This is a genomic window from Mycobacterium sp. DHQP2018-32-09 (assembly GCF_058148405.1).
The window spans coordinates 71914-89148 of sequence record NZ_JBYVYK010000013.1 but is presented as its reverse complement, the minus strand read 5'-3'; the positions used below and the strand labels follow the sequence as shown (position 1 = coordinate 89148).

The 17235-nt window shown below is 68.7% G+C and carries 16 protein-coding genes; 10 read left to right on the top strand and 6 right to left on the bottom strand.

All coding sequences use genetic code 11. From position 1 onward, the window contains the following. The first annotated feature begins 38 nt into the window (after positions 1 to 38). From AC30CM_RS08940 to AC30CM_RS08930, 3 genes are read left to right on the top strand one after another with little or no spacing between them, the layout of a single operon-like run. Positions 39 to 1058, top strand: coding sequence for a TIGR03842 family LLM class F420-dependent oxidoreductase (locus AC30CM_RS08940; RefSeq protein ID WP_490116493.1), 1020 nt, complete (start codon positions 39 to 41; stop codon positions 1056 to 1058). Between the two features lie 45 nt (positions 1059 to 1103). Continuing rightward, positions 1104 to 1970, top strand: coding sequence for a nitrilase-related carbon-nitrogen hydrolase (locus AC30CM_RS08935; protein WP_490116492.1), 867 nt, complete (start codon positions 1104 to 1106; stop codon positions 1968 to 1970). A 15-nt stretch (positions 1971 to 1985) separates the two neighbouring features. Next, positions 1986 to 3581, top strand: coding sequence for an NCS1 family nucleobase:cation symporter-1 (locus AC30CM_RS08930; RefSeq protein WP_490116491.1), 1596 nt, complete (start codon positions 1986 to 1988; stop codon positions 3579 to 3581). Here the strand turns inward: AC30CM_RS08930 and AC30CM_RS08925 are convergent. Next, positions 3559 to 4770 (bottom strand): acyl-CoA dehydrogenase family protein, encoded by a 1212-nt coding sequence (locus AC30CM_RS08925; RefSeq protein WP_490116490.1) that lies wholly within the window; start codon positions 4768 to 4770, stop codon positions 3559 to 3561. The two genes, AC30CM_RS08930 and AC30CM_RS08925, sit on opposite strands and share 23 nt — an antisense overlap. Before the next feature lie 169 nt (positions 4771 to 4939). Between AC30CM_RS08925 and AC30CM_RS08920 the strand changes: the two genes are divergently transcribed. Both AC30CM_RS08920 and AC30CM_RS08915 read left to right on the top strand, forming a co-directional pair. After that, complete coding sequence (locus tag AC30CM_RS08920) at positions 4940 to 5389, top strand: hypothetical protein (protein WP_490116489.1); 450 nt, start codon at positions 4940 to 4942, stop codon at positions 5387 to 5389. A gap of 49 nt (positions 5390 to 5438) precedes the next feature. After that, the gene (locus tag AC30CM_RS08915) at positions 5439 to 6575 is read left to right on the top strand and encodes an epoxide hydrolase family protein (protein WP_490116509.1); all 1137 of its coding nucleotides are present in this window, start codon (positions 5439 to 5441) and stop codon (positions 6573 to 6575) included. Between the two features lie 22 nt (positions 6576 to 6597). On the opposite strand, the gene AC30CM_RS08910 is transcribed toward AC30CM_RS08915, so the two are convergent. After that, positions 6598 to 7083 (bottom strand): TspO/MBR family protein, encoded by a 486-nt coding sequence (locus AC30CM_RS08910; protein WP_490116488.1) that lies wholly within the window; start codon positions 7081 to 7083, stop codon positions 6598 to 6600. Between the two features lie 437 nt (positions 7084 to 7520). On the opposite strand from AC30CM_RS08910, the gene AC30CM_RS08905 reads away from it, so the two are divergent. From AC30CM_RS08905 to AC30CM_RS08890, 4 genes are all read left to right on the top strand, one after another. Continuing rightward, positions 7521 to 8594 carry an ABC transporter ATP-binding protein gene (locus AC30CM_RS08905; RefSeq protein ID WP_490116487.1) on the top strand — a complete coding sequence of 358 codons (1074 nt, stop codon included), beginning with the start codon at positions 7521 to 7523 and terminating at the stop codon, positions 8592 to 8594. A gap of 89 nt (positions 8595 to 8683) precedes the next feature. Beyond that, positions 8684 to 9865: a polyamine ABC transporter substrate-binding protein gene (locus AC30CM_RS08900; RefSeq protein ID WP_490116486.1), complete on the top strand. Its 1182-nt coding sequence runs from the start codon at positions 8684 to 8686 to the stop codon at positions 9863 to 9865. A 37-nt stretch (positions 9866 to 9902) separates the two neighbouring features. Next, the gene (locus tag AC30CM_RS08895) at positions 9903 to 10778 is read left to right on the top strand and encodes an ABC transporter permease (protein WP_490116485.1); all 876 of its coding nucleotides are present in this window, start codon (positions 9903 to 9905) and stop codon (positions 10776 to 10778) included. A 31-nt stretch (positions 10779 to 10809) separates the two neighbouring features. Then, positions 10810 to 11670, top strand: a complete 861-nt coding sequence (locus AC30CM_RS08890; protein WP_490116484.1) for an ABC transporter permease — start codon at positions 10810 to 10812, stop codon at positions 11668 to 11670. Between the two features lie 15 nt (positions 11671 to 11685). Here the strand turns inward: AC30CM_RS08890 and AC30CM_RS08885 are convergent, their stop codons facing one another. The 3 genes from AC30CM_RS08885 to AC30CM_RS08875 form a co-directional block, all read right to left on the bottom strand. Then, on the bottom strand, positions 11686 to 12555 hold the full coding sequence (locus tag AC30CM_RS08885; protein ID WP_490116483.1) for an EamA family transporter: 870 nt from the start codon (positions 12553 to 12555) through the stop codon (positions 11686 to 11688). A gap of 97 nt (positions 12556 to 12652) precedes the next feature. Continuing rightward, a complete protein-coding gene (locus AC30CM_RS08880; RefSeq protein ID WP_490116482.1) occupies positions 12653 to 14074 on the bottom strand; it encodes an APC family permease in 1422 nt (473 codons plus the stop codon). Between the two features lie 29 nt (positions 14075 to 14103). Beyond that, positions 14104 to 15201 (bottom strand): alcohol dehydrogenase catalytic domain-containing protein, encoded by a 1098-nt coding sequence (locus tag AC30CM_RS08875; RefSeq protein WP_490116481.1) that lies wholly within the window; start codon positions 15199 to 15201, stop codon positions 14104 to 14106. A 125-nt stretch (positions 15202 to 15326) separates the two neighbouring features. Between AC30CM_RS08875 and AC30CM_RS08870 the strand changes: the two genes are divergently transcribed. After that, entirely contained in the window at positions 15327 to 16784 is a 1458-nt protein-coding gene (locus AC30CM_RS08870; RefSeq protein WP_490116480.1) for a PucR family transcriptional regulator, read from the top strand. Here AC30CM_RS08870 and derI1 read toward each other — a convergent pair. Further along, positions 16772 to 17233: a D-erythrulose 4-phosphate isomerase DerI1 gene (gene derI1, locus AC30CM_RS08865; RefSeq protein ID WP_490116479.1), complete on the bottom strand. Its 462-nt coding sequence runs from the start codon at positions 17231 to 17233 to the stop codon at positions 16772 to 16774. The two genes, AC30CM_RS08870 and derI1, sit on opposite strands and share 13 nt — an antisense overlap. Positions 17234 to 17235: the final 2 nt, after the last annotated feature.

Below are 17235 nucleotides of genomic sequence, written 5' to 3'. Positions count from 1 at the left end.
ACCCAGCCGAGTCACGAACCGTACGAGGAAGGCAAGCAATGGATTTCGGGATCGTGCTGCAACCCGATCCGCCCGCATCACGGGTGGTCGAGCTGGCAGTGGCCGCGGAGAACCGTGGATTCGACTACGTGTGGACGTTCGACTCGCACCTGCTGTGGCAGGAGCCCTACGTCATCCACAGCCAGATCCTGGCCGCGACGCGGCGAGTCATGGTGGGCCCCATGGTCACCAATCCGGTCGGCCGGGACGCGACCGTCACGGCATCGACCTACGCGACCCTGAACTCCATGTTCGGCAACCGCACGGTGTGTTCCATCGGCCGCGGTGACAGCGCCGTGCGCACCCTGTCCGGCCGGCCGGCCACGCTGGCGGCCCTGCGCTCGGCGGTCAGGGTGATCTCCGACCTCGCCAACGGCAGACCGACGGACGTCAACGGCTCCACGGTGTGCATCCCGTGGGCCACCAAGTCGCGACTCGACGTCTACGTGGGCGCCTACGGGCCCAAGGCGCTGGAGCTGTGTGGTCAGGTCGCCGACGGCTTCCTGCTGCAGCTCGCCGACGTCGACATCACCAAGTGGATGATCGAGCGCGTCAAGAACGCCGCCGCGGACGCCGGTCGAGATCCCGACGACGTCAAGGTCATCGTCGGCGCACCCGCCTACGTCGGCGACGATCTCGAACACCAGCGCAACCAGTGTCGGTGGTTCGGCGGCATGGTGGGCAACCACGTCGCCGACATCGTCGCCAAGTACGGCAGCAGCGGCGCCGTTCCCCGCGCACTCACCGACTACATCTCGGGCCGTCACGGCTACGACTACAACGGGCACGGCCGAGCCGGCAACTCGCACACCGACTTCGTGCCCGACGAGATCGTGGACCGCTTCTGCATTCTGGGTCGCGTCGACGATCACGTGGCCAAGCTCGAGGAGCTCCGGAAGGTCGGCGTCGACCAGTTCGCGCTCTATCTGCAGCACGACGGTCAGGACCACACCCTCGCCGAGTACGGCAAGTCCGTCATCCCCGCGATCAACCGCGCGGGCGCCGTGATCCTCGCCTGATCACCGCCCCAGAAGCCAGGAACCACACCCAGAAAGGGATCGACCATGACCCGCACCACCCCCGACACCGTCGTCCGAGCGGCCATCACGCAGGTTGCGTGGACCGGAGACGAGGAGTCGATGGTCGCCAAGCACGAAGAGCTCACCCGCCGGGCCGCCGCCGACGGTGCACGGATCGTGTGTTTCCAAGAACTGTTCCACGGGCCGTACTTCGGCATCCGTCCCGACGCGAAGTACTACGAGTACGCCCAGTCGGTGCCCGGGCCGCTCACCGAGCGATTCGCCACGCTGGCAGCAGAACTCGGCGTCGTGCTGATCCTTCCGGTGTACGAGGAAGAGCAGCCCGGGGTCTACTACAACACCGCGGCAGTGATCGACGCCGACGGCCGGTACCTCGGCAAGTACCGCAAGAACCACATCCCCAACGTCGACCGGTTCTGGGAGAAGTTCTACTTCAAGCCCGGCAATCTGGGCTACCCGGTGTTCGACACCGCCGTGGGCAAGGTCGGCGTCTACATCTGCTACGACCGGCACTTCCCGGAGGGATGGCGCGAGTTCGGTCTGGGCGGCGCCGAGATCGTGTTCAACCCCTCGGCCACCAAGCCCGGCCTGTCCAATCGACTCTGGGAACTCGAGCAGCCCGCGGCCGCGGCCAACAATCAGTACTTCGTCGGTGCGAACAACCGCATCGGCACCGAGAGCGAGGAATTCGGCGACGACGCCGTCACGTTCTACGGCAGCTCCTACTTCGTGGATCCTCGCGGCAACTTCGTCGGCGACGTCGCGTCGCAGGACGGTGAGGAGATCGTGATCCGCGACCTCGACCTCGGGCTGGTGCGCGCCGCGCGCAACGACTGGCAGTTCTATCGGGACCGCCGCCCCGAGTCCTACTCGGCCATCCCCGCCCACTAGCACCGGGACCGACGGATGACCGACGACACGATGGGCACCACGGCACGCGGGGCCCAGCCCGCACTCGACGATCACGGCCACCCCCTGGAACCGACGCTCTACAACGAGGACTTGCGTCCCATCCACCCGTCGATGCGCACCTGGAAGGTGCGCGTCTACCTGACCCTCTGGGTCGCGATGAGCATGAACCCGGCGACGTGGACGCTGGCCGCGTCCCTGATCGCGTTGGGGATGAACTGGTTCCAGGCGCTGTTCACGATCGTGCTCGCCAACCTGATCGTGCTGGTGCCCATGCTGCTGAACAGTCACGTGGGTGCCAAGCACGGCATCAGCTTCCCGGTGTTCGCGCGAGCGGCCTACGGGGTGCGCGGCGCGAACCTTCCCGCGGTCATGCGCGGCCTGGTCGCATGCGGCTGGTTCGGCATCCAGACGTGGTTCGGTGGGCTGGGCCTCAACCTGGCACTGGGGGCGGCGATCGGCCCGTCGTGGTCGAACGCGCCCGCGCTCGACCTCGGCATCGTCGGCACCGTCCCGTTGACGACGCTGTGCTGCTACTTCGTCTGCCTGGCCGCCCAGGTGGCGATCATCTACAAGGGATTCGAGTCGCTGCGCCGATTCCAGGCCATCGCGGCGCCCATCGTCGTGGGCGCCGTCGCCGTGCTCATCGTGGTCCTGCTGGTCAAGACCGGCGGCGATCTGGGCCCCGTCGTCTCACAGCCCTCACGCCTCGGCTGGGGTTCGGCGTTCTGGATCTCGGTGTTCCCGATCAGCCTGATGGCCAACATCGCGTTCTGGTCGACGCTGTCGCTCAACATGCCCGACTTCACCCGCTTCGCCGAGAACCAGCAGGCGCAGCGCCGCGGGCAGGCGTGGGGCCTGCCGTCGACCATGCTCGTCGTATCCCTCATGGCGATCGTGGCGACATCGCTTGCCGCACAGCACTACGGAGTGGCGCCGAGCGACCTGTGGAACCCCGACGAACTGGTCTCGCACTTCGGGAGCAGCATCGCGGTCATCATCGGGGCACTGGCGATCGTGGTGTCGAGCGTGCAGACCAACATGGCGGCCAACCTCGTCAGCCCCGCGCTGGACTTCGCCAACGCGCTTCCCAAGCTGATCACGTTCCGCCGGGGCGTCCTCATCTCGGTGCTGCTCGGAACGCTGGTGCTGCCGTGGAAGCTGCTCTCCAGCCCGGAGGCGTACGTCTTCGTCTGGCTGGGCTTCTACGGAGGCATGATGGGCGCCGTTGGCGGCGTGCTGGTGGCCGACTACTGGCTGGTGCGCAAGACCGAGCTGCGGGTACCCGACCTGTTCGTCCACGGCGGGCACTACCACTTCACCCGCGGATGGAACGTGCGCGCGGTGATCGCCACTGCGGTGGGCGCATTCGTCGCCGTGGGTGGGGCGTACTCGTCGGTGGGCGAGGACGGACAGAAGACCGGACCGTTCCCCGTGGACGGCGTGGTGCCGTTGCTCCGACCGCTCTACGACTTCAACTGGGTGGTGGCGTTCCTGGTGGCGATGGCGGTCTACTGGCTGCTCGCCGCGCACCGGTCCCACCGGCACGAGACCGTGCCCTTCGACACCGTCACTTCAACGGCAGACCGGTGATGGCGCGGGCCATGACGAGCCGCTGAATCTCGCTGGTGCCCTCGAAGATCGTGAAGATCTTGGCATCGCGGTGCATGCGCTCCACGGGGTAGTCGCGGGTGTAGCCGTTGCCGCCGAGGATCTGGATGGCCTCGTCGGTGACGTACACCGCGGTCTCGCTCGCAGCGAGCTTGGCCATCGACCCCTCGGCGTTGACGAACGGCTTGTCGTTGCGCGCCATCCACCCGGCGCGCCACACCAGCATGCGAGCGGAGTCGATGCGGGTCTTCATGTCGGCGAGCTTGAAGGCGATGGCCTGGAAGTCACCGATCTTGCGTCCGAACTGCTCGCGCTGCTGGGCGTAGTCGAGCGCGTACTCGTACGCCGCCCGCGCCACGCCCAGTGCCATGGCGCCGACGCTGGGCCGGGTGCGTTCGAACGTCTTCATCGCTGCCTGGCTCGCCGAGCGCTTGCCCTCCCGCGCCCGCGCGATCCGCTCGTCGAACTTGTCCTTGCCGCCGATGATCAGATTGCCGGGCAACCGCACGTCGTCGAGCACGACCTCGGCGGTGTGCGACGCGCGGATGCCGTGCTTGCGGAACTTCTGGCCCTGCGAGAAGCCCTTCGTGCCAGGCGGAATGATGAACGTCGCTTGTCCGCGCGAACCCAGCTCGGGCTCGACCGAGGCGACGACGACGTGGACGTTCGCGATGCCGCCGTTGGTGGCCCAGGTCTTGGTGCCGTTGAGCACCCACTCGTCGCTCGCCTCGTCGTACCTGGCCCGGGTGATGATGGCAGCGACGTCGGAGCCCGCGCCGGGTTCCGACGAGCAGAACGACGCGAGCTTGGGATCGTCGGCGGTACCGAACATCTGGGGCAGCCACTCCCCCAGCTGTTCCGGCGTGCCGCTACCCGCCAGCGACGCTGCGGCCAGTCCGGTTCCGAGGATCGACAGTGCGATGCCCGCGTCCCCCCAGAACATCTCCTCGAACACCGTGAGCATGCCGAGCCCGCTGGGTTCGGCGCTCTGCTCCGCGAAGAACTCCACGGAGTAGATGCCGGCCTTGGCGGCCTCGGCGATGATGGGCCACGGGGTCTCCTCGCGCTCGTCCCATTCCTCCGCGGCGGGACGGATCACGTCCCTGGCGAATTCGTGCACCCAGTCTCGGATCTGGATGACGTCATCGGACGGCTCGAACGAAAACGACATGGAGAGTGGTCCTTTCACCAGTTACGGTCCGGACCGACCGGCCGTGTGGGAGTGCCGAAACTCGCGCTTCAGTGAACGAATGTACACACGTGCCCCTGGTGCCGTCGACCGGCACCTCCCGTGCGGACGAGTTGGGCCCGGGCCGCCACGATCGAGGACAATCGACGACGTGTGGACCGCGACCCTGATCCTGCTGGCCCTGCTGGTGCTGCTGGTGGCCGCATCCATCGGAGGCAGCGTCTACGAAGCCGTCGTGCTCGATCCGGTGTGGCCTCATCGGCCCGCGATCGTGCAGCCGCGGCACGGCGGGGTCTCCCGCCGCCGCTTCTGGACGCCGTTGCACGTGGCGGTGGAGGTGACGCTGATCGCCTCGGTGGTGGTCACCTGGTCGCAGCCGGCGGTGCGCACGGCGCTGCTGGTGGCGCTGACCAGCCACGTCGCGGTGCGGGTGTGGACGCTGGTGGACCTGATGCCCAAGGCCGCCGCGTTCGAGGAGGCCGATCCGGCTCGCGTCGACCGAGCGCGGGCGACCAGCTGGACGCGGCGCAGCCTGCTGCGATTGCCGCTGCAGGCCGTGACGTGCGTGGCGGCACTGTCCGCGCTGATCGCGGCCGCCTGAACGCACCCACCGCCCGGCGTCCACAATGAGACCCATGGCAGGCCCCGAGGTGACCCCGTTTCGCATCGACGTCCCCGACGACGTCCTCGACGACCTGCGGCAGCGGATCGCGCGGACGCGGTGGCCCGAGCCGGAGACCGTCGCCGGGGCCGACCTCGACTGGAGTCAGGGCATGCCGCTGAGCTACGCGCGCGAGCTGGCCGACTACTGGGCCACCGAATACGACTGGCGGGCGCGGGAGCGGGCGCTCAACCGCTTCGACCAGTACCTCACCGAGATCGACGGACTACCCATCCACTTCGTGCACCAGAGGTCACCGCACCCCGACGCGCTCCCCCTGGTGATCACCCACGGATGGCCGGGGTCGATCGTCGAGTTCGCCAAGGTCATCGATCCACTGACCGATCCGACGGCCCACGGCGGGCGCGCAGAGGACGCGTTCCACGTGGTGTGTCCCTCGCTACCCGGATACGGCTTCTCCGGCAAACCCGGTGCGACCGGCTGGAACGTCGCCCGCATCGCTCGGGCCTGGGAGACGCTGATGGTGCGGCTCGGCTACACCCGTTACGGGGCTCAGGGCGGGGACTGGGGCGGGGCGGTGACCGCGCAGATCGGCAGGAACGTCGGGCACTGCATCGCGATTCACGTGAACTTCCCGATCGGCTCGCCCACCGAGGCGGCCAAGACCTCACCGACCGCCGAGGACCAGGCCGCGTTCGCCGGGCTCGGGTACTACCGCACGCAGGACAACGGGTACTTCAAGCAGCAGGCCACCCGCCCCCAGACGCTGGGCTACGGCCTGGTCGACTCGCCGGTGGCACAGCTGGCGTGGATCGTCGAGAAGTTCTGGTCGTGGACCGACTGCGAGGGCCATCCGGAGAACGCGCTACACCGCGACGAGATGCTCGACGACGTCACGCTGTACTGGGTGACCGGTACGGCCGCGTCGTCGGCCCGGCTGTACTGGGAGAACAGGGCGGCCGAGGGCGTCTCGGGTCGTGTCGAAGTACCCACCGGGGTCGCGTCGTTCCCGAAGGAGATCGGCCCGATTCCGCGGTCGTGGTGCGAGGACCACTACAACATCACGCGGTGGACCACCATGCCGCGCGGCGGTCACTTCGCGGCGTTCGAACAGCCCGAGTCGTTCGTCGACGACGTCCGCGCCTTCTTCGCGACGGTCCGCTGACGAGCCGCACCGAGGGCCGGGACTACCGGCGGCGGTTCAGCCACCAGATCGACGACGACAGCGCCGTCGCGAACGCGCACCACGCCGGGTACAGGCCGAGCACGGCCGCCGGGGCGCCGTTGGTGCGGACGGCGCGGCGCACCAGGTCGGCGCTGCTCGCCGTCAGCACGGCCGACGTGATCGCCGACGTGCCGAGCAGGCGTCGGTTGAAGAACAACCACGACCAACTCGCGTTGAGGACGAGGTTCAGCGTCAGGGCCGCCGCGTACTCGTCGCGCTGGTGCTGCTGATCCCGCTCGTCGAGCGCGTCCAGCGTCTGCGCGGACACTGCGGCGATGTCGGCGTAGAGCACCGGCCACACGATGGGGAACGCCTGGCGGGGCGGCTGGAACGGCGGCTTGCGCAGGTTCGCGTACCACGCCGACTGGGCAGGCCGACTCGCCAGTCCGCCCAGCACCGCGGTCACGAGCGTGGCGGCGCCGGTCTTGGCGATGGTTGCGGGGCGCATCGGGTCTCCTCGTCCACCGCGACGGCGTCGCGGCCTGGCTGGTCGGTGGGCGATCTCCACCGTAGACGAGCCGCGGCGGAAACCGCCCCGGACACGTCGCCGCCCCGGGCCGACCTCACGGATGGTCGCCGCCACGGCGCGGAATCTGTGTCTGCGCAACGTTCGCAAGGAGGGATTCCACTGTGGAAATGTAAATTCGTTGCGGAAACGGTTGCGAAGGTGCGTCCGATGGGTGAAGGTTTAATCCACAGCGCACGGGCTGAGCAGGCGCCAGAGCCCCTCGGGGTCGGCCTGTGGAGCGACGCACGAGGGAGACCGTTCTGACCGGCACAGGCACCACCGCCGTCGACCATACGACGGACGAGGGCGGGACCGCCCGCGGAACCGCGCGGCCCGTCATCGAGATCGACCACGTAACCAAGCGATTCGACGACTACGTGGCCGTTGCGGACGCGAACTTCTCGATCGCGGCAGGCGAGTTCTTCTCGATGCTGGGCCCCTCGGGCTGCGGCAAGACCACGACCCTGCGGATGATCGCGGGCTTCGAGACCCCCACCAGCGGCGCCATCCGACTCGAGGGCGCCGACGTCTCGAAGGTCCCGCCGCACAAGCGCAACGTCAACACCGTGTTCCAGCACTACGCGCTGTTTCCGCACATGACCGTGTGGGACAACGTCGCCTACGGCCCCCGCAGCATGAAGAAGGACAAGGCGGAGGTGACGCGCCGCGTCGACGAGATCCTGGACATCGTCCGGCTGACCGACTTCGCCAAGCGCAAGCCCGGCCAGCTCTCCGGCGGCCAGCAGCAGCGCGTCGCGCTGGCACGTGCCCTGGTGAACTACCCCAGCGCCCTGCTGCTCGACGAACCGCTGGGCGCGCTGGACCTCAAGCTGCGCCACGCCATGCAGTTCGAACTCAAGCGCATCCAGCGCGAGGTCGGCATCACGTTCATCTACGTGACCCACGACCAGGAAGAGGCGCTGACGATGAGTGACCGCATTGCGGTCATGAACGCCGGCAACGTCGAGCAGATCGGCTCCCCCACCGAGATCTACGACGCGCCCGCAACGGTGTTCGTCGCCAACTTCATCGGCCAGGCCAACCTGTGGCCGGGACGGCAGACCGGCGTCACCGGCGGTGTCGCCGAGATGGCCGTGTTGGGGACGACGCTGCGGGCCCGCCCGGGTGACACCGCCATCGAACCCGGCGGTCACGCCACGCTGATGGTCCGGCCCGAGCGCATCCGCGTCTCGGTGGACCCGTTGGGCGGCGACGTCGCCACCGTCGAGGCCACCGTCAAGGACCTGACGTTCCAGGGTCCGGTCGTGCGCCTCTCGGTGGTGGCGCCCGACGACTCGGAGATCGTCGCCCACGTCGGCCCCGAGCAGAAGCTGCCCACGCTGCGCCCCGGTGACCGGGTCCACGTCGGCTGGGACCCCGAGGCGTCGCTGGTCCTCCCGGCGGCGGACATCCCGACGACCGAAGACCTCGAAGAACTACTCGACGACTGACGATCTTCGCCCAACCGGCCCCGACCGGCCGTCGTCGCCCCCTACCCTTTCCCGCACCCCCCGAGATCCTTGAGAAAGGCACCGCAGCCATGGCACCCGAGCACGTCGACCCGCGCGTGATGTCCCGCTTCGCCTCCGCCCGCACCAATCGCCGGCGCTTCATCGGCGGGGGTGCGGCCGCCGCGGCCGCCGCGATCCTCGGCCCGTCGTTCCTGGCCGCGTGCGGCTCCAGCGGCACCGACTCCGCCACGTCGTCCGCGGCGGCGCAGAACGAGAAGCTGCTGCGGATCTCCAACTGGCCGCTGTACATGGCCGACGGCTTCGTCGCCGAGTTCCAGAAGACCAGCGGCATCACCACGGACTACAAAGAGGACTACAACGACAACGAGCAGTGGTTCGCCAAGGTCAAGGAACCACTGCAGCGGCGCCAGGACATCGGCGCCGACCTGGTGGTGCCCACCGAGTTCATGGCGGCCCGCATCAAGGGTCTCGGGTGGCTCAACGAGATCAGCGACGCGGGTGTGCCCAACAAGAAGAACCTGCGTCAGGATCTGTTGGACTCCAAGGTCGACCCGGGCCGCAAGTACACCGCGCCGTACATGACCGGCATGGTGGGGCTGGCCTACAACCGGGCGGCGACGGGCCGCGACATCCGCAGCATCGACGACCTGTGGGATCCCGCGTTCAAGGGACGCGTGAGCTTGTTCAGCGACGTGCAGGACGCGATGGGCATGATCATGCAATCGCAGGGCAATTCGCCTGCCGATCCCACCACCGAGACCGTCACCAAGGCCGTCGACCTGGTGCGGGAGCAGAAGGAGAAGGGGCAGATCCGCCGCTTCACCGGCAACGACTACGCCGACGACCTGGCCGCCGGCAACATCGCAGTGGCACAGGCGTATTCGGGTGACATCGTGCAGCTGCAGGCCGACAACCCCGATCTGCAGTTCGTCGTGCCGGAGTCCGGCGGCGACTGGTTCATCGACACGATGGTGATCCCCTACACCACCCAGAATCAAAAGGGCGCCGAGGAGTGGATCAACTTCGTCTACGACCGCGCGAACTACGCGAAGCTGGTCGCCTACGTGCAGTACGTCCCGGTGCTGTCGGACATGACCGACGACCTGACCAAGGTCGACCCCGCCGTGGCCAAGAACCCGCTGATCAATCCGCCCGCCGACATCGAGAAGAAGCTCAAGTCGTGGGCTGCGCTCACCGATGAGCAGACCCAGGAATTCAACACGCTGTACGCGGCCGTGACCGGTGGCTGAGTCGCGGGTGCCGGTGTCGAGGCGAAGGGTGGCGTAGATGGCCGGAGTGGCCACCAGTGGTAGGCAGCGCAGCAGGATCGCACCGTATCTGATGGTGCTGCCTGCCCTGGTCTACCTGGGCATCTTCTTCGTGGTGCCGTTCGTGTCGTTGGCGCGCACCTCGTTGTCGAGTTCGGGCGGGTCGGTGTACCTGCCGACGTTGACCTTCGACTGGAAGTTCTCCAACTTCGTCGAGGCGTTCCGGCAGTACGACGACCAGATCGTGCGCTCGATCGGCTATGCCGCGGTCGCCACGGTGGTGTGCATCCTGCTGGCGTATCCCCTGGCCTACGTCATCGCGTTCAAGGCGGGCCGCTACAAGAACCTCATCCTGGGTCTGGTGATCCTGCCGTTCTTCGTGACGTTCTTGATCCGCACCATCGCGTGGAAGACGATCCTGGCCGACGAGGGCTGGGTGGTCCAGGCCCTGGGCCACGTCGGCCTGCTGCCCAGCGAGGGCCGGCTGCTGTCCACCGGCTACGCCGTGGTGGGCGGTCTGATCTACAACTGGATCATCTTCATGATCCTGCCGCTGTACGTCAGCCTGGAGAAGATCGACCCGCGTCTGCTGGAGGCCTCGCGCGACCTGTACTCCAGCGCGCCCCGCAGCTTCGGCAAGGTCATCCTGCCGCTGTCCCTGCCCGGGGTGTTCGCCGGCAGCCTGCTGGTGTTCATCCCCGCCATCGGCGACTTCATCAACGCCGACTACCTCGGCAGCACCCAGACGACCATGATCGGCAACGTCATCCAGAAGCAGTTCCTCGTCGTCAAGGACTATCCCGTCGCCGCGGCGCTGAGCTTCCTGCTGATGGCGATGATCCTCGTCGGCGTGCTGCTCTACACCCGCGCGTTGGGAACCGAGGACCTCGTATGACGATTCAGCGAGAAGCGAAGCGAGATCGCGCATGACGATCGCAGACCGCATCGCGGCAGCCAACCAGGACGTGGGCGACACCGCCCCCAGGAGGTCGCTGTCGCAACGACTCAACCTCGGCGACAACCTGTTGCGCGTGGTGGCCGCCCTGGTGCTGCTCTACCTGTTCCTGCCGATCTTCGTGATCATCCTGTTCTCGTTCAACAAGCCGGCAGGCAAGTTCAACTACACCTGGCAGGGTTTCACCCTCGACAACTGGGCGGACCCGTTCAAGTACCCCGCGCTGACCGACGCCCTCAAGCTCAGCCTCAACGTCGCCGCCGTCTCCACCGCGGTGGCCGTGGTCCTGGGCACCCTGGTGGCCATCGCCCTGGTGCGGCAACGCTTTCGGGGTGACCGTGCCATCGACACCTTCCTGATCCTGCCGCTCACCGCACCCGAGGTCGTGCTCGGCGCCTCCCTGCTGACGATGTTCCTCGACCTCAACGTCGCGTCGGGCTACACGACGATCGTGCTGGCCCACATCGCCTTCGAGGTCAGCTTCATCGCCATGACGGTCCGAGCCCGCGTCCGCGGCTTCGACTGGACGCTCGAAGACGCGTCCATGGACCTGGGCGCCAGCCCCACCCGCACGTTCTTCAAGGTCACGCTGCCCCTGATCGTGCCCGGCATCGTCGCGGCGGCCATGCTGTCCTTCGCGCTGTCGCTCGACGACTTCATCATCACCTACTTCGTCAGCGGATCCACCGTCACCTACCCGCTCTACGTCAACGCCGCGGTCAAGGCCGCCGTACCTCCACAGATCAACGTGCTGGCCACCGCGATCCTCGCCATCAGCCTCGTCCTGCTCGCCGCGGGCACCCTCTACCGGCGCAAGCGGCCGTCGGTGTGACCCGCTGAGCGCACGTCAGCTGCCCACCTCGGCGGGCACGGGCGGCGCGGTGCGCGCCCCCGACCGGGCGGCACCGATGCCGGCCGCGACGACGAGGCCGATGCCGACGAGGCCGGCGGGGCCCGGCGACTGCGCGAGCACGACGAATCCGACCAGCATCGCGAATCCCGGTTCGAGTGCCATCAGCGTGCCGAAGGCCGCCGTCGTCAGTCGACGCAGGGCCAGTAGCTCGAGCGTGAACGGGACGACCGGCAGCATCAGCGCGAGACCCACTCCGATGAGCAGGAGGTCGGGAGTCATGCGGGGCAGCACTGCGGGGCCGGCCACGAGGGTGGCCACGAGCCCCGCGGTCGTCATCGACACCGCGAGCGGGGTGATGCCCTCGACGGTGTCACCCACCCGCTGGGTCAGCACGATGTAGAGCGCCCAGCACATGGCCGAGCCGAGGGCGAACGCCACGCCGAGGACGTCGACGGCACCGGCCCAGGGGTGGGTGAGCAGCAGTACGCCCACGGCCGCCAGTCCCGGCCACAGGAGCCGCTGCCGTCCACGGCCGAGGCACACCGCCACGCCGAGCGGGCCCAGGAACTCGATGGCGCTCGCGGTGCCGAGCGGGATCCGGGCCGCGGCCGCCATGAAGAGCATGGTCACTCCCGCGGTCACGACGCCCAGCAACACGCTGGTGACGAACGTGGACCTGGTGAACGCCGATGGTCGCGGTCGCACGACGAGCAGCAGGATGACGCCCGCGCACACCAGCCGCAGCCAGGCCACGCCCTCGACCCCCAGACGATCGACCAAGCCGAGCGACAGCGCCAGTCCCGTCTGGATCGTCGCCATCGACGCGATCGCCATGAACGCTCCCGTGCGGGCCGTCGTACTCATGGCCGTATTGAACGGGACGTCAACCGTTCGCGTCCACGTGATTTAGGTGGACATATCGTTCGACGATCGTGGACGGTCGACGATCGGGCCGCGCGTGTCAGCCGACGCCGTCCATGACGTCGGTCTCGGTCTTGCCGATGCGGGCGATCACGTCGGGCGAACGCTTCTTCACGACCGCGAACCACGCGACGGCCGCCACGACCACGACCAGGAACAGGTAGGGCAGGACGTTGAGCGGGTACGCGGGCACCGGATAGACGTTCGCGAAGAACACGTAGGCCATGGCCAGGACCGCGACGGTGGCCGTCACCCACACCAGGGCGTTGGGCATGCCCTCCCTGCGGGTGTAGACGACGCAGGCGATCGCGACGAGCGCGTACGCCACCATGTACCCGTAGGTGGCCCACGTGTCGACCCACACGACGATGTCCATCGGCGCCACGCCGGCGACGAGCAACACGACGTCCAGCACGATGGCCGACGGGCCCGCCACCAGCAGCACGCGGTGCGGTGTGAGGTGCCCTTCGTGCGTGCGGCCGAAGCGTTCGGCGACCACGCCCTCCTTGCCCATCACGTAGACGATGCGGCCCACCACGTTGAGCGGAGCCACGACCACCGCGAAGAACGAGGCGCCCACCCCGAACAGCAGGATCGGCGTGAACCAAGCGGGCATGCCGATCAGGGTGGCGATGTCCTGCAACGGGTTGGCGCTCTCGGCGAGCCCCGAGCCGAGTACCGCGATCTGGGTGTACGCGGCGAAGACGTAGAGCACCCCGACCACGACGGCGCTCCACATGATGGCACGCGGAATCGCGGTATAGGGATTGCGGGCTTCCCGGCCCAACGCGTCCGCCGACGAGAACCCCACGAAGCCAAGGATTCCCAGCACCATGCCCGCTGCCACGCCCTGACCGGGCACGTCCGACAGCGAGAACTGGGTCGGGTCCCACGCGGCCGGTCCGGCCCACGCCAGCGCCAACACCAGCAGGATGACGATGATGGTGACCGAGATCAGCTCCAGCGTGAGCGACACCCGGGCCGAGAGCCGGATGCCCCGGATCGTGAACAGCGTTGCCAGACCGCCCAAGACGATCGCCAGACCCACGTGCCACGCGGCGCCGGACGCCGGCAGGCCCAGCGCGACGAGCAGGTCGCTGGTGTAGGAGACCGCGCCACCCAACGATCCGGCCGCGATGCCCCAGCAACCCACCAGGAGCGTCACGCCTGCCAGGAAGGCGCCGAACGGCCCGAGCCCCTTGGCCACGTAGGTGTACAGCGATCCGGCGGAGGCGTTGCGACGCGCGAACACGACCACGCAGTAGCCGACCGAGAGGATCACGATGGTCGCGAGCGCGAACGACACGATGGTGCCGCTGCCCGCCGACAGGTAGATGGCCGCTGCCGTGAAGGCGATGACGGCGCTGGGGGCGATGTTGGCGATGGCCTGAGCGGCGAGCTCGGGCCCGGACATCACCCCACGGCGCAACCCGGCGTCGGTGGCATTCTGGGTGCTGGTCATGGCGTCGCCTTCCGAAGGTCTCGAACGCATCAGGGGATGAGCAGGGTGCGCAGGGCCTCGCCGGACTCCAGGGCGGCGAACGCATCGGCCGCTTCGGCCAGGGGGCGGCGGGCCCAGATCAGCGGATCGAGCTTGAGTTGGCCGTCCATGTACCGGTCGACGAGCGCGGGGATGTCGATGGATGGCCGCACCGAACCGTAGTTGGAGCCCAGGATCCGCTGATCGGCCTCGGCGAGGACGAGCGGCTCGAACGAGGCCTTGGCCCCGGTGGGTGGCAGGCCGACGATGACGGCCGCTCCCCCGAGGCCCAGCATCTGGATGGCCTGCTCGGTGGTGCTGGTGTGGCCGTAGGCGTCGAACGCGTAGTCCACACCGTCGGGGATGAGCGCGAACAACTGCTCGACGGCGTCGCCCGCGCTGGCGACGATGCGGTCGGTGGCGCCGAACTGCAGTGCCATCTGGGCCTTGTCGGAGCGGACGTCGATGGCCACGATGCGCTCGGCGCCGGCGAGTTTCGCGCCCTGCACCACGTTGAGACCGACTCCGCCACAGCCGATCACGGCGACGGTGGCGCCCGGTTCGACGGCCGCGGTGTTGAGCACGGCGCCCACGCCGGTGGCCACGGCACAGCCGACGAGGGCGATCGCATCCAGCGGAGCGTCGTCGCGCACCTTCACCGCGCCCGACGCCGGCACCACCACCTCCTCGGCGAAGGACGACACGCCCAGGTAGTGGTGCACCGACTCGCCGTCGATCGACAGGCGCGAGGTGCCGTCGAACAGCACGCCCTTGGGCCCCACCTCGGTGGCCACCTTCTGGCAACGCGCCTCGTGCCCGGACCGGCAGTAGCGGCATTCGCCGCACGGCGGCACCCACGACAGCACCACGTGATCGCCCACCGCCAGGGACGTGACGCCCTCGCCGAGTTCCGTGACGACGCCGGAACCCTCGTGGCCCATCACCAGGGGTGCCGGCGCGTCCCACTCGCCCCGCTTGACGTGCAGATCGGAGTGACAGACACCGGCCGCTGCGATGCGCACCCGTACCTCGCCGGCGCGGGGTGGCGCGAGGTCGACGTCGACGTGCTGGATGGGGGTCTCGGGGTCACGGAAGACGATGGCTTTCACTGGTGGGTCCTTCGACGCTCGGGGTCACGTGCAGACGCGTGAATGTTAGGAGCCTCCAGGCCCGGTGTGCAGCCGACGAATTGATGAAACGTCGGAACGCTTTCGACATTTCGTACACTTGGCCGATGGTCTATGCCGTCAGCGCCATCGCGGAGTACCTGGGTGGCGGCCTCGAGGTGGCAGGCGTCGACGGCAGCACGCCCGTCGACGACGCCGTCGGATTGGGCGAGTTCGCCGTCGCGAGCGCGCCGGGCTTCGCCACCCTGGTGATCGGCACGCCGTCGGAGTTCGCGGAGATCGGCGGCGACGCCACGGCGCCGCTGCCCGCACTGGCCACGTGCGTGGCGGTACTCGCGGGCGACGGCGCCGATGCCGGCACGCTCACCCGGTTGCACCATGCGGGCGTCACCACCCTGGCGGTGCCGCAGGTGCCCGCCGAGGTGGTGCTACCGCGGGTGGTCGCCCGCCTCGCGGTGGACCAGGCCGCCGAGGACCGGCGGGTCACGACGGGAACCAAGGTGCTCACCGTGGTCGCCCGGCGCGGCGGCGTGGTGGCGGTGGTCGCCGAACTGGCCCGACGCATCGACGGGTGGGCGGTGCTGCTGGACGCCCACGGCGAGATGATCACCACCGCGGGCGCCGGTGGCCTGCACGTCCGCGATGCGGTCGCCGCCGCCTTCCACCGGCCGGTCCGCATCCGCCACCCCGGCCTCCAGATCCACCCCGTCGGGCAGGGTGAGGACATCAGTGCGCACCTCGTCATCGGCGCCAGGGGCTCGACGAGTCGCAGCCGCGACCTGGCGTCGGCCGCGGCGGCGCTCCTGGACCTGTTGCTGCGCACCGCGGACGATCCCGCCACCGAACGACTGGGCCGCGAGGTGATGCTCTCGACAGTGCTTCGTGGCGGCAACGAAGCGTCGGAACTGTTGCGGCGGTGGGGCGTTCACGAGACGTCGCTGACGGCGTTCGCCGTGGCGTCACGCTCCCGCATGATCGATCCGGAGCGCCTCGCGATCCGATGGCTCGACCAGATCGGCGCCGTGCACGTGCTCGCCGAGGAACGCGGCCGCGTCCTCGGTTTCGTCCGCGACGATCACGCGGGCAAGCTCGCCGACGTGGTCGACGACGTCGCCCGCGGGACGCGCATGCCGCTGCGGCTGGGACTCGGCTCCCCCGCCGTCACGCACGCCCTGGCGCGGTCTGCCGCCGAGGCCACCCAGGCGTTGGAGATCGCCATGGTCGACGCGCGGCCGGTGGTCTGGTACCGATCCCTGGCGACCGTGTCCTACGTCCTCGAACACCTCGACGCCGACGCCACGACGCGGATCGCGGCGGTACTCGACCCGCTGCGCGACGACGCGGGCGAGCACGGCGCACTGACCGTGACACTGCGCGAATACCTGGCCCAGCACGGGGCGTGGGGTGCGACGGCCACGCGCCTCGGCGTGCATCGGCAGACGCTGACCCACCGCATCGAACGCATCGAGGAACTCACCGGTCTCTCGATGTCGAACCCCGACGACCGCGCGGCCGCCTGGCTGGCGCTGCGGGCGCTGGAGAACGCCGGCGGTCAGGCCTCGTAACCGCAGATGGCGTCGACCTTTTCGGCCGACTTGCTGGTGGGGTCGAATTCGTACCCCAGCCATTCGCGAGCCAGCCGCCGCGCGAGTTCCAGCCCGACGACGCGCTGCCCGAAGCACAACACCTGCGCGTTGTTCGACAGCACGGAACGTTCCACCGAGAAGCCGTCGTGCGCGGTGACCGCCCGGATGCCGGGCACCTTGTTGGCGGCGATCGCCACGCCCAGCCCCGTACCGCACACCAGCAGCGCGCGGTCGGCCTTGCCCTCGGCCACCAGGCGTGCCGCCGCTACGGCGACGTGCGGGTAGGCGGTGTCCTCGTCGGAGCCCACCCCCACGTCGGTGACCTCGACGACCCGAGGGTCGGCGTTCAGGTCACCCTTGAGGGCCTCCTTGTACTCGTAACCGGCGTCATCGGATCCGACGACGATGCGAAAGCGGGTCTCTGACACTG

What these genes read in the sequence shown, in the direction of transcription:
- AC30CM_RS08890 (WP_490116484.1), top strand. Translation starts at nt 10,810, where the DNA reads ATGACGATCGCAGACCGCATCGCGGCAGCCAACCAGGACGTGGGCGAC.
- AC30CM_RS08910 (WP_490116488.1), bottom strand. Translation starts at nt 7,083, where the DNA reads ATGCGCCCCGCAACCATCGCCAAGACCGGCGCCGCCACGCTCGTGACC.
- AC30CM_RS08880 (WP_490116482.1), bottom strand. Translation starts at nt 14,074, where the DNA reads ATGACCAGCACCCAGAATGCCACCGACGCCGGGTTGCGCCGTGGGGTG.
- AC30CM_RS08885 (WP_490116483.1), bottom strand. Translation starts at nt 12,555, where the DNA reads ATGAGTACGACGGCCCGCACGGGAGCGTTCATGGCGATCGCGTCGATG.
- AC30CM_RS08870 (WP_490116480.1), top strand. Translation starts at nt 15,327, where the DNA reads ATGGTCTATGCCGTCAGCGCCATCGCGGAGTACCTGGGTGGCGGCCTC.
- AC30CM_RS08925 (WP_490116490.1), bottom strand. Translation starts at nt 4,770, where the DNA reads ATGTCGTTTTCGTTCGAGCCGTCCGATGACGTCATCCAGATCCGAGAC.
- AC30CM_RS08900 (WP_490116486.1), top strand. Translation starts at nt 8,684, where the DNA reads ATGGCACCCGAGCACGTCGACCCGCGCGTGATGTCCCGCTTCGCCTCC.
- AC30CM_RS08930 (WP_490116491.1), top strand. Translation starts at nt 1,986, where the DNA reads ATGACCGACGACACGATGGGCACCACGGCACGCGGGGCCCAGCCCGCA.
- AC30CM_RS08935 (WP_490116492.1), top strand. Translation starts at nt 1,104, where the DNA reads ATGACCCGCACCACCCCCGACACCGTCGTCCGAGCGGCCATCACGCAG.
- AC30CM_RS08895 (WP_490116485.1), top strand. Translation starts at nt 9,903, where the DNA reads ATGGCCGGAGTGGCCACCAGTGGTAGGCAGCGCAGCAGGATCGCACCG.
- AC30CM_RS08940 (WP_490116493.1), top strand. Translation starts at nt 39, where the DNA reads ATGGATTTCGGGATCGTGCTGCAACCCGATCCGCCCGCATCACGGGTG.